The sequence below is a fragment of the Hoyosella subflava DQS3-9A1 genome, from assembly GCF_000214175.1.
Lineage (GTDB): Bacteria > Actinomycetota > Actinomycetes > Mycobacteriales > Mycobacteriaceae > Hoyosella > Hoyosella subflava.
Genome location: NC_015564.1, coordinates 3,104,001 through 3,125,104 on the forward strand (window position 1 = coordinate 3,104,001; position 21,104 = coordinate 3,125,104).

The 21,104-nt window shown below is 63.2% G+C and carries 18 protein-coding genes; 10 read left to right on the forward strand and 8 right to left on the reverse strand.

What is annotated here, in order from left to right:
• Window positions 1-195: 195 nt before the first annotated feature.
• The gene (locus AS9A_RS14580) at window positions 196-1,092 is read left to right on the forward strand and encodes an alpha/beta fold hydrolase (RefSeq protein WP_013807825.1); all 897 of its coding nucleotides are present in this window, start codon (window positions 196-198) and stop codon (window positions 1,090-1,092) included.
• Window positions 1,089-1,667, forward strand: a complete 579-nt coding sequence (locus AS9A_RS14585; RefSeq protein WP_013807826.1) for a CGNR zinc finger domain-containing protein — start codon at window positions 1,089-1,091, stop codon at window positions 1,665-1,667. Before AS9A_RS14580 ends, AS9A_RS14585 begins: the two co-directional genes overlap by 4 nt.
• On the opposite strand, the gene AS9A_RS14590 is transcribed toward AS9A_RS14585, so the two are convergent.
• A complete protein-coding gene (locus AS9A_RS14590; protein WP_013807827.1) occupies window positions 1,652-2,623 on the reverse strand; it encodes a helix-turn-helix transcriptional regulator in 972 nt (323 codons plus the stop codon). The genes AS9A_RS14585 and AS9A_RS14590 overlap by 16 nt on opposite strands.
• Window positions 2,624-2,717: 94 nt before the next feature.
• Here AS9A_RS14590 and AS9A_RS14595 point away from each other — a divergent pair, with 94 nt between their 5' ends.
• Complete coding sequence (locus AS9A_RS14595; RefSeq protein WP_013807828.1) at window positions 2,718-3,119, forward strand: RidA family protein; 402 nt, start codon at window positions 2,718-2,720, stop codon at window positions 3,117-3,119.
• A gap of 9 nt (window positions 3,120-3,128) precedes the next feature.
• Entirely contained in the window at window positions 3,129-3,701 is a 573-nt protein-coding gene (locus tag AS9A_RS14600) for a DUF488 domain-containing protein (protein WP_148262475.1), read from the forward strand.
• On the opposite strand, the gene AS9A_RS14605 is transcribed toward AS9A_RS14600, so the two are convergent.
• The 6 genes from AS9A_RS14605 to AS9A_RS14630 form a co-directional block, all read right to left on the reverse strand.
• The gene (locus AS9A_RS14605; RefSeq protein ID WP_083826557.1) at window positions 3,698-4,312 is read right to left on the reverse strand and encodes a nitroreductase/quinone reductase family protein; all 615 of its coding nucleotides are present in this window, start codon (window positions 4,310-4,312) and stop codon (window positions 3,698-3,700) included. The two genes, AS9A_RS14600 and AS9A_RS14605, sit on opposite strands and share 4 nt — an antisense overlap.
• A complete protein-coding gene (prpD, locus tag AS9A_RS14610) occupies window positions 4,269-5,771 on the reverse strand; it encodes a 2-methylcitrate dehydratase PrpD (RefSeq protein ID WP_013807831.1) in 1,503 nt (500 codons plus the stop codon). Before prpD ends, AS9A_RS14605 begins: the two co-directional genes overlap by 44 nt.
• Before the next feature lie 59 nt (window positions 5,772-5,830).
• Window positions 5,831-7,471, reverse strand: coding sequence for an AMP-binding protein (locus AS9A_RS14615; protein WP_013807832.1), 1,641 nt, complete (start codon window positions 7,469-7,471; stop codon window positions 5,831-5,833).
• Between the two features lie 166 nt (window positions 7,472-7,637).
• Complete coding sequence (locus AS9A_RS14620; RefSeq protein ID WP_013807833.1) at window positions 7,638-8,015, reverse strand: SHOCT domain-containing protein; 378 nt, start codon at window positions 8,013-8,015, stop codon at window positions 7,638-7,640.
• A 401-nt stretch (window positions 8,016-8,416) separates the two neighbouring features.
• On the reverse strand, window positions 8,417-9,682 hold the full coding sequence (locus tag AS9A_RS14625; RefSeq protein WP_013807834.1) for a glutaminase: 1,266 nt from the start codon (window positions 9,680-9,682) through the stop codon (window positions 8,417-8,419).
• Window positions 9,683-9,718: 36 nt separating this feature from the next.
• Window positions 9,719-10,738 (reverse strand): hypothetical protein, encoded by a 1,020-nt coding sequence (locus AS9A_RS14630; protein WP_041451118.1) that lies wholly within the window; start codon window positions 10,736-10,738, stop codon window positions 9,719-9,721.
• 156 nt (window positions 10,739-10,894) lie between these two features.
• Here AS9A_RS14630 and AS9A_RS14635 point away from each other — a divergent pair, with 156 nt between their 5' ends.
• The 6 genes from AS9A_RS14635 to AS9A_RS14660 all read left to right on the forward strand — a co-directional run bounded on the left by AS9A_RS14635 (window position 10,895) and on the right by AS9A_RS14660 (window position 16,881).
• Window positions 10,895-11,815 carry an ABC transporter ATP-binding protein gene (locus AS9A_RS14635; RefSeq protein ID WP_013807836.1) on the forward strand — a complete coding sequence of 307 codons (921 nt, stop codon included), beginning with the start codon at window positions 10,895-10,897 and terminating at the stop codon, window positions 11,813-11,815.
• Window positions 11,812-13,479 (forward strand): ABC transporter permease, encoded by a 1,668-nt coding sequence (locus AS9A_RS14640; protein ID WP_013807837.1) that lies wholly within the window; start codon window positions 11,812-11,814, stop codon window positions 13,477-13,479. The genes AS9A_RS14635 and AS9A_RS14640 overlap by 4 nt, the downstream gene beginning before the upstream one ends.
• 135 nt (window positions 13,480-13,614) lie before the next feature.
• On the forward strand, window positions 13,615-14,586 hold the full coding sequence (locus tag AS9A_RS14645) for a pirin family protein (RefSeq protein WP_013807838.1): 972 nt from the start codon (window positions 13,615-13,617) through the stop codon (window positions 14,584-14,586).
• Between the two features lie 5 nt (window positions 14,587-14,591).
• A complete protein-coding gene (locus AS9A_RS14650; RefSeq protein WP_013807839.1) occupies window positions 14,592-15,314 on the forward strand; it encodes a pirin family protein in 723 nt (240 codons plus the stop codon).
• A 20-nt stretch (window positions 15,315-15,334) separates the two neighbouring features.
• Window positions 15,335-15,661 (forward strand): GNAT family N-acetyltransferase, encoded by a 327-nt coding sequence (locus AS9A_RS14655; RefSeq protein WP_013807840.1) that lies wholly within the window; start codon window positions 15,335-15,337, stop codon window positions 15,659-15,661.
• A 2-nt stretch (window positions 15,662-15,663) separates the two neighbouring features.
• On the forward strand, window positions 15,664-16,881 hold the full coding sequence (locus AS9A_RS14660; protein ID WP_013807841.1) for a MalY/PatB family protein: 1,218 nt from the start codon (window positions 15,664-15,666) through the stop codon (window positions 16,879-16,881).
• Here AS9A_RS14660 and AS9A_RS14665 read toward each other — a convergent pair whose 3' ends face one another.
• The gene (locus AS9A_RS14665) at window positions 16,882-21,057 is read right to left on the reverse strand and encodes a bifunctional nitrate reductase/sulfite reductase flavoprotein subunit alpha (protein WP_013807842.1); all 4,176 of its coding nucleotides are present in this window, start codon (window positions 21,055-21,057) and stop codon (window positions 16,882-16,884) included.
• Window positions 21,058-21,104: the final 47 nt, after the last annotated feature.

Consider the following 21,104-nt stretch of genomic DNA (forward strand, 5'->3'; position numbering starts at 1 on the left):
GATGCTCGAGGGCCCGGGATACTCCGCCAAACAAAGCATAGACCTGCGTATCCACCACTGGCTAGCACCGTAAACGGGGCGATCTATCTGCGAGCCCTGGGCTTCAGGCCGTGCACGAGGTACGGTGGTCGTAACTGTTATAATTGCTTTTAACGGTTACTCAGTTCGAAGGCTTGACGGTGAAGGGAGTCTCCTATGAAACGCGTAGCCAAAACGAGGCATCTCTCCCGTGAACTGGCTGGGACAACCCTGCACTACCGCGAGGCGGGGGTGCCGTCTTCCACAGCTGTCCTGCTTCTCCACGGCTTTCCTAGTTCGTCGTATTCGTTCCGCGACGTTCTCCCCGTTCTCGGTGAGCACGTGTACGTAATCGCTCCGGACATACCCGGTTTCGGCTTCTCCGATGCACCACCACTCGACGAGTACGAGTACACCTTCGAGCACTTGTCGCACGTGATCGAGGCCCTGATCGATGACCTCGGGGTGGAGCGATACGTGCTTTATGTGACGGATTTCGGAACCCCCGTCGGGTACTTCATGGCGATGCGTCAACCGCAGCGAGTGCTCGGCCTGGTCGTGCAGAACGGAAACACACACGAAGCAGGGCTGAACGAGGCGTGGGATGCGCCGCGCAAGTACTGGGCGGAGCCGACTGAGGAGAACAAGTCGGCGATCCCAGAGTGGCTGAACTTCGCCGGAACCCGCGAGCAATACCTCGGCGGACTGCGGTCCGAACTGCAGGACCTGCACCAGCGAGAGTCGTGGCGTCTCGACTGGGAGCGGCTTTCCCGGCCAGGCAACATCGACATCCAGTTCCAGCTCTTCTACGACTACCGCAAACACGTCGCACGTTTCGCGGATATCGCCGCCTACCACCAGAAGCATCAGCCCCCGTGCCTCGTACTCTGGGGCCGGCACGACCCGTTCTACGACATCGCCGAGGTCATGGCCTACCACCAGGACATGAGCACGTTCGACGCTCACATTTACGACGCCGGCCATTTCTTGCTGGAGACGCACGCTTCCGAAGTTGCGAAACTGCTCGTCACCTTTGTCGACGACGTGTTCACCCGCGCAGGTCTCCCCGCGTGAGCGCCGAAACCGTCTGGACCGATGACCATTTCATCGCTGGTGACGCCGCGCTCGACTTCGCGAACACCGTCTACCGTCGCACGCCCGAGCTCGGTGCGGACCTTCTCAACAGCGCCGGTTCTCTGACTGCATGGCTGCATCACGCAAAGCTGCTGCCGCCGCCGGAGGCGGGCCGAGGCAGCGTCGATGACTCTGCGGCCGCGCTGGCCGAGGCGCGTCACCTACGTCAGCTGTTCTGGGTGATCTTCGATGCGCAGATAGACGGCCGTGACATGCCAACGGACGCGCTCGCCGGTCTTTTCGATCAGGCGTGCCGTGGCCTCGTCAGTGACGTCGCCATCGGCCCAGACGGTGCCATGACGCCGTTTACCGTTCACGGTGGGCTCACCGTCCTTGCGCTGCAAGGAATCCGGCTGGTTCTGAGCCCACCGCCGCAGCCAGTCCGCGCATGCGACCGCTGCGGCTGGTTCTACCTCGACACGTCCCGCAGCCGGCGGCGCCGATGGTGCAGCATGAAGACCTGCGGGAACCAGGCCAAAGCAGCACGCTACCGCTCCGCTCACCCCACCGCGTAGAGGGTGGCGATCGCGGCGGCGCGGTTCCGCAGGGAGGTCCGCAACCACTCCGGGACCAGAACTTCCGCGTTCGTCGCGAGCTGCCACAGGGCCCATTCGGCGTGTCTCGGATCTTGGAAGGTCACCTGCAGCCGCAGCCAGCCGTCTGCGTCGGCTTCTTCAGAGCCGACCGTCAGCGCGGTGCCCACCAGCTCGTCCCGCCGCGTGGGACTCACCCGTACGAGCACACTGACTTGGTCACCACCGGCCCGAAACCGCGTGCTGCGTTCGTTCCAGGCCCGGCCCAGATCGACCTGGTCTGGGCGCTGCGCAGGTTCGGGGAGTACCTCGGCAGCCAAGACCCGGGACAACCGGTAGGTGCGGTCCGCACCGGACCTCGTGGCCAGCAAGTAGCCCTGGCCACGTACTGTCACCAGGCCTATCGGGTCCACCGTGCGCCACTTCGGCGCCTCGTCCACAGCCGCGTAATGGATACGCAGCTTGCGTCCGGCGAACACCGCGCGCCGGACTTCGGTCACTACGGTCTCAGGCACTTCCTCCGCGACCAGCCGACGCGAGAGGAGGTCAGTCTCTGGGTCGATCAGCAATCGCTGGGCCGCGCCGGACGCGATATCCCGATAGCTTTCAGGTAGTGCATCAACCACCTTGTGCATGGCGGAGACGAGCGCCGGGCCGAGACCAAATGCCTGCGCCCCGCGCCGTGATCCGGCGACCAGCAGCGCGAGCGCCTCGTCGTGGTTCAGTCCGGTGAGCTCCGTCTGGAAACCGGGCAGCAAGGCGAACCCGCCGTGCCGACCGCGTTCGGCGTAGACCGGGACGCCCGCGGCGGATAGCGCCTCGATGTCACGCAGCACAGTGCGGGTGGATACCTCCAGCTCGCGGGCCAGCGTGGCAGCGGACAGCTGACCGCGCTGGCGCAGCAGCAGTACCAGCGATACCAACCGGTCAGCGCGCATGCGAAAACTTTACAGAAATACATGACACAGGGTGTCGTGTATTCCTGGAAGGCTTGCCATGACAAACACCCATCGCCCACGAGAGGTGACCCATATGGCACACGCCATCGTCAATCCAGACGGTTTGCACGACCCAGTCCCATACGGCTACAGCCACACTGCCACCGTTCCCGCAGCTACAGAACTGGTCTTAATCGCGGGGCAGTACGGATCGGGCCCGGACGGCGCAGTTGTCTCTTCCGACTTCGCCGAGCAAGTGAAGCAGACGTTCCGCAACATCAGCATCGCGCTTGCCGCCCATGGGCTCGACCACAGCCACGTCGTTCAGCTGCGGACGTACGTGGTGAACCACGACGTCAGCAAGCTTGGGCCGATCGCCGGAGCCGTGCAGGAAGGCTGGGGGGCGAAACCGCCCACGCAAACCCTCATCGGTGTCGCGAGCCTGGCTGCACCCGACGTGCTGTTCGAGGTCGAGGCCCTCGCTGCCCGGCCCTGACTCGCCATGATGGACGACGTGGACGCCAAGATCCGCCGGATCGGGACCCATATCCCGGCGGAGAACTTTCGAGTCAGGCGCATAGCGACGATTGGCGTCTACGGCTTCACGGCCAGAGCCTTTCTCGAGAAGCTCACCGATGCTGGCGTGGGGTTGCTGCTCGACCTCCGCCAGCGTCGCGGCGTTCGGGGCCCCGACTACTCCTGGGCGAACTCGGCCCGGCTCCAGCGCGCCCTTGCCGCGGCGAGCATTCGCTACTGGCACGTGAAGCAGCTTGCTCCGACAACCGAGCTGCGCCACGTCCAGTACCGCGAGGACGCCCGCCAGGGCGTAGGCAAACGCAACCGTGTCGCACTGGCACCCGAGTACGCCGAGCGCTACACCCGTGAGATCCTCGACGAGTTCGACCTCGGCGCGCTCGTAGCGGAGCTTCCGAGCGACGTTGCGAGCGCTCTTTTCTGCGTCGAGCGCGATCCGGAGGCGTGCCACCGCTCGCTCGTGGCTGAGCGGCTGCGCGGCGTGTACGGCTTGCCGGTCACGGACCTCCGCCCGGGTTTGAGCCAAGGCGTCCCGCAGGGCTAGATGACGTCCTTTCCGGACAATTCTGGGCGCGGTTCGAGGACGACAACCGCCGTCTCGTTCGGCCGGAGTTTCGCGTACCCGTCGACGTCGTCACCGACCTCCCGCCATCGCGCCCAAAGGCGTTCGCGCTCCTCACCTTTCGCCGCACGTGCACTCACGGCGCATCGTCGCCCGGGCAGTTTGGCTATGGCATCTGGACGCGCCTGCAGATTGAGCCACCATGCGGGCTCACCGTCTGCCCACCCGTTCATCGCCATCGTGATGAGGTTCGGACCGTCTTCGAAGTAGGCGAGGATGACGTGACGCTCTTTGCCCGTTCGGCGGCCGGTCGTAGTCAGGCGCATCATCCCCCACCGGTTCGGCCGCGGACGCCGGAGCCCGAGCCTCCCCCGACTGAACCGATAGAGTGCGCGGTGCACCACCCACGCGCTGCGAATGAACCAGCGTGGCGGTACTTTTGGCGATTTCTCTGTCTTTCGATCCAAATCGCGCTCCGTCTCTTGTCCGCTGCAGACCTGTACCGATGATAAGCACTGCCGAGGAAACGTGCCCGAATGCTGACACTCGTCAGAAGAGCCCCTTCGGGGTCTTCGGTGCGCGGCCAAGGACATCTTCGGACACCGTGAAGTTCAACTGGCCGAGTTCACCCCCACACAGCTCACGCGTGCGCTGCACGGCGTCGAGAAAACGGTCCTGCTCCTTGCTGTCGATGACGCCTTCGGCGAGCATGCGGAACTTGTTGATGTACTGCTCGCGCACGAATGGACGGGCACCGAGCGGATGCGCGTCCGCGACGGCAAGTTCGTCTTCGATGACCTCCCCGTTCGCGAGCGTAATGACTGCTCGGGCACCGAAGGCTTTTTTACTCGGATCTGACGCGTGGTAGCGGCGGGTCCACTCTGGATCTTCTGCAGTGCTGATTGTGTGCCATAGTTCGACCGTATCGGGCCGCTGCGCGCGCTCCGGCGCATACGAGTGCTCGTGATGCCACGTACCGTCCTGAAGGGCTACGGCGAAGATGTACATCACTGAGTGGTCCAGGGTTTCGCGGCTGGCTTTGGGATCGAACTTCTGCGGATCGTTCGAGCCTGTGCCGATCACGTAATGCGTGTGGTGGCTGGTGTGCAGGACGATGCTTTCGATCTGCGAAAAGTCGTCGATCTTGGTCCGCATACTGCGCGCGAGGTCGATGACGGCCTGGCTCTGGTACTCGGCCGAATGTTCCTTCGTGTAGCTGTCGAGAATGGCACGCTTCGCTTCACCGGGGCTAGGCAGCGGCACTTGGTATTCCGCGTTGGGGCCACCGAGCAGCCACGCGATCACGCCGTCCTCTCCCTCCCAGATCGGTGACGGCGCGCCTTCGCCGCGCATCGCCCGGTCAACGGCCTCGACCGCCATCTTTCCCGCGAAGGCGGGCGCGTACGCCTTCCAGCTGGAGATCTCGCCCTTGCGGGACTGCCTCGTCGCGGTCGTGGTGTGCAGCGCCTGCCCGACCGCCTGGTAGACCGTCTCCGTATCGAGGCTGAGCAGCGTGCCGATGCCAGCGGCGGCGGACGGCCCGAGGTGCGCGACGTGGTCAATCTTGTGTTCGTGCAGACAGATACCGCGCACCAAGTCGATCTGGATTTCGTAGCCCGTTGCAAGGCCCCGGATCAGGTCCGCGCCCGAGCGTCGCGAGTGCTGGGCGACAGCGAGGATCGGCGGAATGTTGTCACCGGGGTGCGAGTACTCCGCGGCAAGGAACGTGTCGTGAAAGTCGAGTTCCCGCACCGCGACGCCGTTTGCCCACGCCGCCCATTCCGGCGAGTATGTGCCGCGCACACCGAAAACTGCGGCGCCTGGATCATAGGGATGCGCGAGTGCCTGAGCGCGGGCGTTCGCTACGGGCCGTCGTGTCAGTGACGCCGCGGCGACCGCCGCATTGTCAATGATCCGGTTGATCACCATTTCTTCCGTTTCGGCGGGAACCTCGACGGGATCGGTGGCAACTTCTGCGATCTTCCACGCGAGGTGTTCCTCACGAGGGAACCCCTCGGCAGAGCCACGGGTGCGCACGTGATGCGACTTCACAACACTCCTCGGGTCGGGTCCTATACCGCACTCGGAATGCTCAAAGTATGCGTGACGTGCTAACCCTGCCGCAGGACGTACCGCTGAACCTTGCCACTAGGTGTTTTCGGCAGTTGTTGCACGAAATGCACCGTACGCGGGTACGCATGCGCAGCGAACTTACGTTTGACTAGCTGCTGCAGCTCGGTCGCGAGTCCGTCCGTGGCCTCGGCGCCTTCGCGCAGCACAACGAAGGCTTCAAGCACTTCGCCCCGCAGCTCATCGGGCATCCCCACAACGGCGGCCTCGACGACATCGTCATGCATGACCAGGACGCTTTCAACGTCGAACGGGCCGATGCGGTAACCGGCCATGATGATTACGTCGTCATCGCGGGCGGAAAAGAAGAAGAACCCGTCCTCGTCAACCTGGCCAGCGTCGCCAGTCAGGTACCAGCGGCCGTCCTCCGTGAATCGCTGAGCGGTTTTCTCCGGGGCATCGACATAGCCGGTGAACCACATCAGCGGGCTGGCATGGGTGTCGATGGCTACGCGGCCTGGTACGCCAGGCGCAGCGAGCACGTCCGAGTCCTCGGAAAGCACTGCGCACGACCAGCCAGGCAGCGGCTTGCCCATCGACCCGGCCGGGACGTCCTCGCGCAGCCCATCCGCCCACGCGTTGACGATGAACATCCCGTGTTCAGTTTGCCCATACTGGTCGCGAACTACGGCGCCGAGAGTTTGCTCCGACCAGGCCACCACGTCCGGCGTGAGTGGTTCACCGGCGGAGGAAGCGCGGCGCAGCGAAATCGATTGCGGCACCGGCGTTGTGTCAGCACGGAGGCTGCGGTACACGGTCGGCGCGGCCGCGAAATTGGTGACACCGAACTGCTCCATCACCTGCCACGTGAGTGGCGCGGAGAACCCTGCGTGGAGTAGCAGACTGCGCACCCCAGCGGCCATTGGCGCTAACAGCGCGTAGTAAAGCCCGTACGCCCACCCTGGGTCCGCAGCGTTCCAGAAGACGTCGTCGTCACGCACGTCCAGGCCGAACTCGAGGTACGCGTGGAACGACGCGAGAGCCCGCACCGGCACCGGCACACCTTTGGGCGTGCCCGTCGTGCCCGAGGTGAAGAGCTGCACGAGAACACCATTCGCCCCGACAGCGACAGCGTCACCGCGCGGATCGTCCGGGGTGTGCGCGGTGAGCAACTCGTTGAAGTTCAGCCCCGCTGCCGTATCACCGCCGGCGACGACAACCTGCCACGACGCATCAGCCGGAATGTCTTCGCCCGGAGCGAGTTTGGCAACCTGGTCAGCGTCAGCAACCACGACCTTCGCTCCGCTTGCCTGAAGCCGGAACCCAATAGCTGGAGGCGCGAACGCAGTAAACAGCGGTACGTGCACGGCGCCGCGTCGCCAGATCCCAAGGAGGGCTACCACCAGGTCAGCGGACTTGCCCATCAACGTGGCAACGTAATCGCCAGGCTCGACACCCAGATCAGCCAGGGCCGCCGCGAAACGAGTGGACTGGTCGCGCAGGTCGCCGAAAGTGAGGTCCGTCGAACTGAGGTCAGCCTCGATCACTGTGAACGCGACAGCCTCCGCCGGGTGGTCGTCGCACAAAAGTTGCGCAGCACACGCATCAGGGAGGTCGTAGCGGTCCAGCAAGGCCTGTACCCGTGTCGCCTGATCAGTACGTGCGGTGCTCTCGGAGCTCATGCGATCGGTCCTCTCCTCTGAGGTCAAGAGTCGGCAGTCAGCTAGTCCCCCATCGTCCAACCCGAACGCGAAAGCCGATACCCCCAGATAGGGGTATCGGCTTTTGAACGTTGGCAGTACTGCTCCCTCCGCTCGCCTTACGCACGAAGGGAGCGAGGCGACCGCTTTAACTGAGTGCGCGTGACTTCAACTGCCGGAACTCGTCTTCCGTGATGGTTCCGGATTCGAGCAGAGACTTAGCGTCAGCGATTTGCTGAGCGGGCGACGTGCCAGCGACGCCTTGGATGTAGGCGTTCTGCGCCTCCTGCAGACGCGTGGCAACCTCGTGCGAACGGCGGTTCATGCCGTCGCCTCGGAATATGAGGTACGCCAGCGCGGTGAGGAATGGCAGGAAGATAAGGAAAAGCGCCCAGATCGCCTTAACCCACCCTGAGGTTTCACGATCGCGAATCAGGTCTGTAATTATCGAGAAGAGCATGATCAGGTATGCGATGAACACAAAGCTCACCACGATGAGCCTGAAAAAATCCCAGAAGGTTTCCAATTCCCGATCCTTTCGGAAAGCCACTACGGCTAGTTTCTTTGAGCCTTGCGAATGCCTGACGGCGCGAAGCGACGTTGCCTTTGATCGCGCGTCAACAAGCAAGAACGATGTTGGGCGCCAGCTACGTTGGGCCCCGCAATACCGTACTTAGCTACTGGCCGGCACTAGCGCTGTGCTGAGGCGCAAAGGCCGTGGCAAGCATTGCGACGGCATGACCCCGCTGCCGAAACAGGTGTGGTGAAATGCGCCCACACGACGCGCTATAGGTTTAGTACGCCTCTTATCCCGATTCTGCAGCCCTCCCGCTGGTGCCGAGAATGTGCAGGTCCACGCGCTGCACATTACTGATGCAGATTATGCCACAATGTGATCGAAAAGAATGGGATCTGCCTGGCTGAACACTAGCGGGCAGGGCTGTAGTCATCGAGACTCGAAATGACTACCGGGCGTATGCCGTCACCCGCGTCAGGCTCGTCGACGATGCCGTCGGGATCGAGAAGGATCACCCGCTTCCGATCTTCGAGAGTCAGGCGGCGCACCACTTCCAGGAACATGCGTCGCGCGACATCGCTGACGCCGTGGACACGCGAGAGGTCGAAGATGACGTCATCGCCGCTCAGGTCAGCTTCGGCGACCTGCCGGACCACGGCCTCCGCACCCGCGAAGCGGATCGACCCCTGCAGACCAAAAACGTGCGCCGCGCCATGAGGGCTGTGTCCGCGCAACACCGAACGACCGACAGGAGGAACTTCCATCAGGTGCAAGCCCATGTCCTCAGTGAGACGCTCAAACAATTTGACACCACGCGTGGAGTTGCCGTGCGAATCGAGCCTTGGCGAGAACACCGCAATGCCCACCTGTCCGGGCAGTACGCCCAGAATGCCGCCTGCCACTCCAGATTTTGCGGGAATACCGACCGTGGTCATCCAGTCACCCGCGGCGTCGTACATGCCGCAGGTCATCATCACGCTGAGAACCTGCCGAACAGCCCGGTCGCCGGACAGCCTGCGGCCCGTCACCGGCTGCACACCACCGTTCGCGAGAGTCGCAGCCATCATCGACAGGTCCCTGGTGGTGACGCTGAGCGAACACTGCCGGATGTAGCCGCGCACCACATCGTCCGGGTCGGTCTCCAGGATGTTGTGCGTGCGCAACATGTAACCGATTGCGATATTCCGGTACGCGGTATCGAGTTCGGAGGTGAAAACGGACTCGTCATAACTGAGTTCCCGGCCAGCAGCCATGCTCATGCGTTCGCGAAACCGTTCGGCACGCTCGTCCGCATTCTTACCATCCATGAACGAGTGGGCCGCGATCGCGCCCGCATTGATCATCGGATTCCGTGGGCGGCCAGAGTTCTCCTCCAGTGAGATCTCGTTAAACGCCTCCCCCGACGGCTCAACCCCGATCTTGGCCAGCACATTCTCGAACCCGCTGTCGAGCAACGCGATTCCATACGCGAATGGCTTCGAGATCGACTGAATTGAGAACTCAACGTCCGCGTCACCAGAGCAGTAAGTCGTGCCATCAGGTGTGGTGAGGGCGAGCGCAATGCGATCGGGATCCGCACTGGCAAGTTCTGGAATGTAATCCGCGACAGCACCGCCATCGGCGTTGCGGCAATCGTCGAGCACTTCCTGCAAATAATCGGGAATCGGCGAGCGCATGGCCGCCAGCGTACTTGTCGATCAACGTTTCCGGAGCTAGCTGGTGACTCTGGAGTAGAGACTGTCGCCGGAGCTAGTCGTCCGCCGCCATTTTGCGTGTACCGCTGGAACGCCGCGAAGGTCCGCCCGCGCTTCCCATAAGTAGGTCGTCGGCCAGCGCCGGAACACCGGCAACAGCGTCGTGACCACACGTATCAACGGCGGTAGCCGCCGCGGACGCCAGCCTCGCGTCACCGTGAACGTCAGTGTTGAGACCTCGGCTCCCGTGCACGTCCATTCACCGGCGATGACGTCAGCACGGTCACCTATCGACACGGACCACGTTCCTTGACGCATCTCCCCCGGTACTAGCAACCCGGGTCCGGGAGGCTCCGGCGATAAGTGGAGGTGTGCCTGCGCATCATCTGGGTTCCCCGCGGCAAGCCGTCCGTCACCGTCAGGCGGATTCACATTGACGATCCACAGGTCAGCCGCGTACTTGATCAAGTGACGGTGGTGCAGCCGGGCCCCGGGAAGCCGGCCGATCGTGGCGGCTGTGCCCGCGATACGCACGACCGGGTCGACAGTGGTGCGGCGGACGAGATCGAACTTCCGCATCCATACGAGCATCAACGCCGTCGGTTGCTCAACGCCTGCGCCAACGGGAGCCAGGAACTCCGCCGGGCGCCGTGGTGTGCCGTCACGGTCGTCGACGAAAATTTCGACCAACCTACCCATCGTGTCCCGCAGTGCGATGTCCGCATGGACTCCCGCATCCGACACTTCGAGCACGGCCGGTTCGATATCTGCAACCGTCCATTCGCCGAGGCCTGCACCGATCCCGTATCCGGTTCGGTCGACCGTCAGCCCGGCCTGCTGGTAGACGTCAACCTTTTTGTCGGCGGTGCGGCTCATCATCACAAGGACGCCTGTGCCGTGTTTCGCGTCGTCAAAGTACTGGATTTCGATGCCTTGATACACGGGGTGGTTGTGGATCTCGAAATTCAGCATCGCGGCGATTGTGTCGAGCTGCACGGAAATTGGCCACTGCAGGCTTCCGTTGTGAAGACTTCCCATGGCCTCATCGTGGCGGTATCCGTCGGCGGCGAACAGAGTCTTTGTGCTCGTATGCCGGAACGAAAGACCCGAAGCCGGAGATCGGGGTATTCCGCGCGACATCGCGGGGACTTAGGTCCCTACAGGGAAGTAGTGCCAAATCGTAGATTCCTTCCTATGGCCCCAGCAATCCTTCTTTCCGGTCTCACTAAGACGTTCGGACAGGTCCGCGCGCTCGACGCCCTTGACCTAGAGGTCCGGGCGGGTGAAGTGCATGGCTTCCTCGGCCCCAACGGCGCTGGCAAGTCAACCACGCTACGCATCCTCTTGGGCTTGCTGCGCGCGGACAGCGGTTCGGCGAACGTGCTTGGACTCGACCCGTGGAGCGATGCAGTCGAACTGCACCGGCGCCTCGCATACGTCCCTGGCGACGTCACCCTGTGGCCGAACCTCACTGGCGGCGAAATCATCGACGTGCTGTCGCGGTTCCGCGGTGACACCGACCGCAAGCGCCGGGATGAATTGTGTCAGCGATTCGGACTGGACCCCACCAAAAAAGCGCGGGCGTACTCGAAAGGCAACCGGCAGAAGGTCGCACTCGTCTCCGCGCTCGCAAGCGACGCCGAACTACTCCTCCTGGACGAGCCGACAAGCGGCTTAGACCCACTTATGGAAGCCGTGTTCCAGGACTACGTACGCGAACTCCGCGCAGAAGGAAAGACCATTTTGCTCTCAAGTCACATCCTTGCGCAGGTGGAGGTACTGGCCGACCGAATGTCGATCATCCGTCAGGGCCGCGTCGTCGAGACGGGCACGCTCACCGACATGCGTCATCTCACGCGCACCACGGTGCTCGCTCGAACGGAAAAACCAGCGGCGGACGTCACAGGGTTGCCCGGGGTTTTCGATGTGCGTGCCGTCGACGGCCGGATCCAGTTCGAAGTGGAGCGCGAGTATCTGCAGCCCACGGTGCGCTACCTGACTGACCTCGGGTTGCGTTCGCTACAAGCCCACCCGCCGACTCTGGAGCAACTTCTGTTGCGTCACTACGACGATTCCCTCAACGGCAGCTCCGAGCCCCAGGGAGTCCCCGCATGAGCACCCTGGCCGGAGAGAGGCCCGCGACGTTGCACCCGCCGCACAGTTCTGTGGAGCAGAGCCCGCTGACAGGCACGCTGCTCCTGGCACGCTTCATGTTGCGCCGGGATCGCGTACGTCTTCCTATCTGGATCGCCTCACTCGTGACATTTGTGGTGGGAACCGCGGCAATGCTGCCGGGTGTGTACGCCGGCTTCGAGGAGCAGCAACTCCGGGCATCGCTGATCGGTAATCCCGGCACACGCGCGATGACCGGACCTGGATATGGTCTCGACAACTACACGTTCGGCGCGATGCTGGCTCTTGAATTCCTCAGCTGGACGGCAATATTCCTCGTCATCATGAGCATTCTCATGGTGGTGCGCCACACACGTGCCGAGGAAGAAAACGGCACCGCGGAACTGCTTCGCGCAACGGTCATGGGCCGTCACGCGCCGCTCGTCGCCGCGCTTCTGGTCACGGCCGGCGCAAACCTGGTGATCGGTTTACTCATCGCGCTGGGTCTGGGAGCACTGGGACTCAATGGTGTCTCGTGGAGTGGTTCGCTGCTCTTCGGGTTCGCGCTGGCGTCAACCGGTGTTGTCTTCGCGGCAGTGGCGGCGGTAACGGCACAGGTGTCAGAGAATGCGCGGGCTGCTTCCGGACTCGCGGGGGCCGTGTTCGCGGCGAGCTATCTGGTTCGCGCGGCCGGCGATATGAGCCAGGTGGGCGGTAACGCTCTCTCGTGGCTCTCTCCTATCGGCTGGGCGCAGCAGACGCGCGTGTATGTCGATGATCGTTGGTGGCCGCTGCTGCTGTCAGCGTCGCTAACCGCGCTTTTGCTGGTGTCGGCGTTCTGGCTCAGCACCAGGCGTGACGTAGCGGCTGGTTTGCGTCGGCCGAAGAAGGGCCGGCCCGCAGCGTCGAAGTTGCTGGCGACACCGCTGGGTTTCGTGTGGCGGATGCAGCGGACGAGCATCCTGTGGTGGGCGTTCGGCTTGACGGCGTTCGGTCTCTTCTACGGGACGCTGGCTGGGGAACTGGAGGACTTCATCGAAGGGCTCACCACCTTGGAGGACTGGATCGGCGCGGTGGGCGGGCAAGCGATGATCGACTCATTCCTGTCCGTGATCGTGATGATGCTCGCCATCATTGTGTCGGCGTTTGCGGTGCTGTCGATCCGGCGGGTCAGGTCCGATGAGACTTCGGGCGGGCTGGAGCAAATACTTGCGACGGGTGTATCGCGCAACCGCTGGCTGGGAACTCATCTCCTCGTGACGATGGCTGCCAGCGCTGCGCTGCTCGTCCTCTCCGCGGGCGGACTCGGGCTGACCGCCGCACTGGGGACTGGGGACCTCACTTTGTTTCCCCGGCTAGTCGTCGCGGGTCTCGTGTATGCCCCTGCGGTGTGGCTTATCGCCGCGCTCGCAGTCTCGTTGATCGGCGCGTTGCCGCGGCTGAGCACGCTGGTGTGGCTGATGGTGGCGTACGCGGGGATTGTCAGCACGTTTGGTGATCTCCTCGGCCTGCCCTCTTGGGCGGGACGGCTATCGCCGTTCGGCTGGGTTCCGCTGCTTACTGCTGAGCCGTTCGCGCTCGCTCCGATTCTGGTGCTGAGCGCGACGGTGGTGGTGCTCACCGGGGCCGGGATGTCAGCCTGGTCGAGGCGCGACATCTCGACTTGAGCTGAGCGGATCGTGAAGGATTTCCCCTCGCCAGGAGGGAAGATCCTTCACGATTGGCGCGCGCGGCCACACATCTGGAATAGATTTAATTTTCAATCAGTTGAGGTAGGGTGAAAGCCACGAGAGGAGCATCCAATGCCTGCTGTAACCGCCGATACGCTGACCCTCCCCCGGATCGCGGGCCCACAGGCTGCCGAGACGGAACGTACCGTTAAAGCAGTCACCACCGGCCCCCGCGGCTACGAAGGCGAAGGCTTCCCCGTCACCCGTGCGTTCGCCGGCGTTCCCGCCGCCGACCTGGATCCGTTCATCCACATGGATCAACTCGGTGAAGTCGAGTACGCACCAGGTGAGCCGCGCGGCACCGACTGGCACCCGCACCGCGGCTTTGAAACCGTCACCTACATGATCGACGGCCGCTTTCAGCACCAGGATTCGCATGGTGGCGGTGGGGTCATCGAGAACGGCGCGACACAGTGGATGACCGCCGGTTCAGGAATTCTCCACATCGAGACGCCACCGGCTGAACTCGTCGAATCCGGCGGCACATTCCACGGCGTGCAACTGTGGGTCAACCTGCCCCGCAAAGACAAATTCCTCAACCCGCGCTACCAGAACCTCGAAGGCGCGCAAGTGAAGCTGCTGTCCTCGGCAGACGGGGGCGCGCTGGTACGCCTGATCGCCGGTGACATCGCGGGCCACGAAGGCCCCGGCGCAACGTTCACGCCGATCACGTTCGCGCACGCCACGATTCAGCCTGGCGCGCAACTTTCGACGCCGTGGAACCCGGCCTTCAACGCGCTGGTCTACGTCCTTTCCGGCAGTGGCACGGTAGGCGCTGAAGGCCGGCCCATCAAGCAGGGACAACTCGCTGTTCTCGGCCGCGGAGACCGCATTACTGTCGCGGCGGCGAGCGCACAGGAAAGCCACCGGCCTGCACTGGAAGTGCTGCTGCTCGGAGGGAAGCCACTACGCGAACCCATCTTCCAGTACGGCCCGTTCGTCATGAACACCAAACAGGAAATCATCGAAGCCATGCAGGATTTCCAGTCCGGTGCCTTCGGCCAGATCCCCACAGATGGGCTGCGCCCGTATCGCGGACGGTGACCCCGATGGATGTTCAGATCAAGCGCGCTGACGAGCGCACAACCCTCAACTTGGGCTGGCTCGTCAGCAAACACACTTTCCCGTTCGCCGGGAACTTCGATCTCCACCGCAACGGTCACGGCGTGCTGCTCGTCAACAACGAGGACGTCATGTCCCCGGGTGAAAGCTTCGACATGCATCAGCACAAGGACATGGAGATCGTCACGTGGGTGATGAGCGGTGAAGTCGTGCATGAAGATTCAACCGGCAACACCATCCGGATTCCAGCAGGGTCCGCACAGCGCATGACCGCAGGTACGGGCATCCGCCATGCTGAGCGGAGCGTTGCCCGCAACGGCGAAAAAGTTCACGTGGTGCAAATGTGGGCTGCTCCGGACACGAACGGGCTCACGCCGCACTATGACCAGGCCGACTTCACCGCACAAATCAACTCTGGTGAACTGTTCATCGTTGCATCCGGCCTCGCGAAACACGCTGACGAGCCAGGAATTGGCATCAGCAACAAATACGCGGCACTGTATGCGGCCCGCATCCCAGCCGGTCAGTCGGTGACGACCCCGACCGGGCCGTTCGTTCACGTCTTCGTCGCCGAGGGCGAGGTGCACATGGATAGCGCTGGGGACCTCAGCCATGGTGATTCCGCCCGGATCACCAACGGAGGCGGACAAACCCTGACAGCACGGGAAGATTCTGAGATTCTCATCTGGGAGATGCACGCGCACTTCTGAGAGCGCCGGAAAGGAAAACGATGGCCAGCGACAACGAGACCGCAGAGGTCACGGTCAAGCACAACGCCGAGCAGACTCGCTTCGAAATCTGGGTGGGCGACGAGATGGCTGGGTTCACCGAATACCGACCGCGGCCTGAGTTGCGCGCCTTCGTCCACACCGAAATCCAGGACAAGTTCGGTGGCCGTGGATTCGCGATGCAGGTGATCCGCGAAGCCCTCGATGCGACGCGTAATGAGGGTCAGAGGCTTCTGCCCTACTGCCCAGCAGTGCAGAAATTCCTGGCCAAAAACCCTGACTACGTCGCGATGGTGCCAGAAGAGCGACGCGCCGAGTTCGATCTCTGACAGTGCCCCAGAGGACCCCGCTCACAGAACTCTCACTTGATGAACTGCGTGCGCGCACCAGCGTCAAGTGGCGCACTCACCCGTCCGATGTTCTGCCGCTGTGGGTCGCCGAAATGGATACCCCGCTGGCGCCTCCTGTAGCGCAGGCGATCCGCGATGCGGTCGATATCGGCGACACTGGTTACCCGGCGGGCAATGTATACGGCGAAGCGCTCGATGGCTTCGCCCGCCGCCGCTGGCAATGGAACGGCGTCGCAGCCGACCGCTGCGCCATCGTGCCAGATGTGATGCTGGGGATCGTCGAGGTACTGCGCCTGGTCACGGAACCGGGCGACTCGGTAGTCGTGAACAGTCCGGTTTACGCGCCGTTTTACGCATTTATCGAGCACAGCGGCCGCTCCGTGCTCGAAGCTCCCCTTGGCCCGGATCTCCGGATCGATATGACAAATCTGGAGAGTGCATTTCAGAGCGCCGCTATGCACACGAGACGATCGGCGTTCGTGCTCTGCAATCCGCACAACCCAACCGGGGTAGTGCATACGAGAGCCGAACTCGAGCAGGTCGCTGAGCTCGCCCACCGGTACGGCGTCCGGGTGATCGCGGATGAGATTCACGCCCCGCTCATCCTCGACGGCGCACAGTTCGTGCCCTACCTCAGTGTGCCCGGTTCCGGCGATGCGTTTTCACTCATGTCAGCGTCGAAAGGCTGGAATCTTGCTGGCTTGAAGGCAGCACTGGCGATCGCCGGAGAAGACGCCGTGCCGGATCTTCAGCGGATGCCTGAGGAGGTGAGCCACGGGCCGTCCCACGTGGGCATCATCGCGCACGCGGCCGCGTTCAATCACGGCGAGGTATGGCTCGACGATCTCCTCGCTGGGCTCAACTCCAACCGGATGCTCCTTGGCGAACTGCTTCATGAGCACCTCCCCACGGTCCGGTACCGGCAGCCAGAGGGCACCTACCTGGCGTGGCTCGACTGTCGCCCCCTCGGATTCACCAGCGAACGCTCCTCCTCTGGGCCACGGGTTTTCAGCGAGGTGGGTGGTCCGGCTGCAATGTTCCTCGATAAAGGGCGGGTCGCACTCAGCTCTGGACACGTCTTCGGGACCGGCGGTGCAGGACATGTACGGCTGAATTTCGCATGTTCGCCCGAGACCCTGCGGCAGGCACTTTCCCAGATGGGAGGGGCAGTAGGACAGGCGGACGCAGAAGGCTCCTGATCAGTACACGTCGCGCACGTACCGCTTCTCCGTCGACAGCCGCTTCTTGAACGCTAACGCGTCCGCTTCAGTCAGGTTGCCGTGGCTGCGCGCGATCGTCGTGAGGGTGTCATCCACGTCCTTCGCCATGCGCGACGCGTCACCGCACACGTAGATGTGGGCGCCCTCGTTGATCCAGCGCCACAATTCCGCCCCGTGTTCGAGCATCCGGTCCTGCACGTAAATCTTCTGCCGCTGGTCTCGGGAGAACGCCAGTTCAAGCCTGGTAAGAAAGCCGTCGCGGAACATGTCTTCAAGTTCGTCCTGGTAGTAAAAGTCGGTCGCGGACTTCTGCTCGCCGAAGAACAGCCAGTTTTTTCCGCTGTGGCCGTCAGCGCGACGGTCCTGCAGGAAGGCGCGGAACGGCGCGATGCCGGTTCCAGGACCAATCATGATCATGGGCGTGTCTGGATCATTCGGTGGCCGGAAATGTGCGGACCGCTGCAGGTACAGCGGCACTGTCGTGTCGGAGCAGCGGTCCGCGAGGAACGTGGAGCAGACGCCGCCACGCTCACGGCCGAACTCGTTCTCGTAACGTACGACGGACACGGTGAGCTGCACCTCGTCGGGGCTGACCTTCGGGCTTGATGAAATCGAGTACAGCCGCGGCTGAAGCCGCTTCAGCACATCGAGCCATTCGATGACATCGGCGCTCACCGGGAATTCCCGGATCACGTCGACGGCCTGCTTGCCCCAGAGGAACCGGTCGAGTTCGATCCGGTTACCGGGGCGCGTCACCTTGGCGAGGGTCTTATCACCACTGCGTTCGTGCAGGAACTTCAGCAACGCCGGAGTGACGCGGCTGATGTCGAGATGCTTGCGCAGCGCATCGTGGAGAGGCATCTCCTTGTCATCGATCGTGACGGTGTGACCGGATTTCAGGCCGGTTGCCTCGAGCCACTCACCGATGAGCGCATTGCTGTTGCGGCTGACGACTCCGAGCGCGTCGCCTGCTCGATAGGTCACGGCAGCGTCGGCAAGGCTGAACCCGAACTGGCGGACTTCCTTCTCTGATCCAGTTCGGCTCAGCAGCGTGTTTGTGACGAGCGGCGCGGGTGTGGGCTTGTCGCGTGTGAACGGCTCGGCACGCACAACAGCAGAATTCGTGGCTTGTTTCGGTGCTTGCACCGGCGCATCCAGGTCCGGTCCAGCAGCGTCATTGAGCGATGCCAGGATGTTCTGTAGCCATTGCTGTGCGGTTTCGTGGTACTCGGGCTCGCAGTCCACGCGCGTCACGAGCGGGGCCGCGCCAAGCTGGTTCAGCCGGGCATCGATGTTGCGGCCGTGGCCGCAAAAGTTGTCGTAGTTCGAGTCCCCCATGGCGAGAACCGCGTACTGCAGCCCCTCAAGCGCTGGCGCGTCATCGGACTGGAGTTCTTCCCAGAAGGCCGAGCCGTTGTCGGGGGGCTCGCCGTCACCGAAAGTGCTGGTGATGACGAGGAGCTTGCTGACGTTCGCAAGGTCAGCTGAGCTGAAGTCGTCCATGCTGACCGTCCGCGCATGGTGGCCGTTCTTTTCGAGTTCAGCGGCACACTGCGCCGCGAAGTCCTCGGCATTCCCGGTCTGGGAGGCCCACAAAATGGTGACGGCGTCATCGGCAACCTCAGCGGTGGGCTGCACGTGACCGCCCGCAGCTGCGCCGGGAACACGTGAGTACGTGCCCGCGAGCAATCCGTCGATCCACAACCGGACGGTGGGCGAAACTGGCGCGGTGGATGGCAGGACGGGAACTGTGGCGGACTCGACGGGCGCGGCGCTGAGCGCGGCGAAGAACCCCGCGAGATAGGTCTGCTCCGCCGTGCTCAGTGCCGGCGGACTGAAGGATCCGATGCCCGCGGCATCAGCGAGGCTGCTGGCTGGGCGGCCGCTGTCGCTGCCGTCCTGCGTTTCCGCCGCGGGCGCGTCCTGCCCGGCCTCGCTGACGCGGCGCAAGTTCACGGCACAGAACTTCAGCTCTGGCTGCAGTGACGCGCTATCGACCGCGTCGCTGGTGAGCGCGTTGACGGTCACGTATTCGCCGTGTTCATCGTTCCAGTGGAACGGCGCGAAGCTAGTGCCGGGGCGCACACGATCGGTGACGACGGCGGGCAGAACGACGCGTCCGCGACGCGACGTAGCCTCCACTTTGTCACCGCTGGCGATGCCGTGGGCTTTGGCGTCGTCCGGGTGAATTTCGATGAACGGTGACGGGTTAAGTTTGTTCAGCTTGGCGACCTTGCCGGTCTTCGTCATGGTGTGCCATTGATGCTGTAAGCGGCCCGTATTGAGGATCCAGGGGAAATCGTCGTCAGGCATTTCGGCTGGATCCATGTGCGGACGCGGGAAAAAGTTCGCTTTTCGTGAGGCTGTCGCAAACGCGAGGCGAGGCTGCTGCCCATCCTTCGTGGTGTGCAGGTGCTGGCTCACTCCGTCGTTGAGGTAGCGGATCGGGTTGCGGGGGGACGCTTCCCCGTGCCCATCCGCTGGTGGGCACGGCCATTGCAGCGTGGTTTTGCGCAACCGTTCATAGGTGGCCCCGCGCAGGTCGTAGCCGGTTTGCGGGTTCGAGAACTGCCGAATCTCGTTGAAGACGTCTTCGCTAGACGCGTAGCGGAACCCGTCGGTGAAGCCCATTGCCTGTGCGACGCGGCAGATCAGCTGCCAGTCCGGCAGGGCGTCGCCGGGCGCGTCGACAGCTTTCTGGACGAGCGTGAGGTTGCGTTCCGAGTTCACCATCACCCCGTCCGATTCCACCCAGAGCGCGGCGGGCAGAAGAATGTCGGCGTACGCGTTGGTCGCGTTCTCGGTGAACACATCCTGGGCGATGACGAGTTCGGCTTTCTCCAGACCGGCGATGACGGTTTTGCGGTTCGCGATCGACGCGACCGGGTTGGTGCAGATGATCCACACTGCTTTGATCGTTCCGTCTGCCATGTGACGGAACATGTCGATGGTTCCGGTTCCGCTTTCGTCTCGGATGGTGCCGGGCTCGAGCCCCCACTGCTTTTCGACGAACGTGCGGTCGTCCGCGCTGAACACCGCGCGCTGCCCGGGGAGTCCGGGCCCCATGTACCCCATTTCGCGGCCGCCCATCGCGTTGGGCTGGCCGGTGAGGCTGAAGGGGCCGCTGCCGGGCTTGCAGATTGCGCCGGTCGCGAGATGGAGATTGCAGATCGCGTTGGTGTTCCAGGTGCCGTGCGTGGACTGGTTCAGCCCCATGGTCCACAGCGTCATCCAGTTGTTGGCTTCGCCGATCCAGGTCGCGGCGGTGCGGATGTCGGCTTCGTCGAGGCCGGTGATCTCTGACACCGTATCCGGCGTGTAGTCGGCGAGAAACTCGGGCATCGCGTCCCAGCCGTCGGTGTGCTCGGCGATGAACTCTTCGTCGATGTCACCGTTCTCTACGAGCAGATGCAGCAGCCCGTTGAGTAGCGCAAGGTCAGTACCTGGCTTCAGCTGCAGGAACAGGTCCGCTTTCTGCGCGGTAGCGGTTCTGCGGGGGTCCGCGACGATCAGTTTCGCCCCGCGTTTGAGTCGGTCCGCCATGCGCAGGAACAAAATCGGATGGCAGTCCGCCATGTTCGCGCCAATAGCAAAGAACAGATCAGCGTGGTCGAAGTCGTCATAGGAACCGGGCGGCCCATCCGCGCCGAGCGACTGCTTGTACCCGGTACCGGCGCTGGCCATGCAGAGCCGCGAGTTCGACTCGATCTGCACGGTTCGCAAGTATCCTTTGGCGAGCTTGTTCGCCAGGTACTGCGCCTCGATGGACATCTGCCCTGAGACGTACAGCGCGACCGCGTCGGGACCGTGCGTGTCGATCAGTTCGCGCAGCCGCGTGGCAGCCTCATTGATCGCGGCATCGAGTGCGGTGGGGACAAGTGACTCGCCCCGGCCCGGGCGCAGGTAGGCCGACGTCATCCGTCCCGGCGCGGCCATCATGTCGGCGTGCGTGGAACCTTTCGTACATAGGCGGCCGACGTTTGCCGGGTGGTTCTTGTCACCCGACACTTTGGTGATCGTTAGCTGTTTATTCGAGGGGTCGATCGCGGTGTCGAGTTTGATTCCGCATCCCACGCCACAGTATGAGCAGACGGCTGTGGACTGCCCAGTGGACTTGCCACTGACGGTCACATCTCCGGTTGCTTGACTGTTCATGGTCCCGATGATCCCCTGCGGAAGCTGCCGGGAGTTTTTAGGAATGT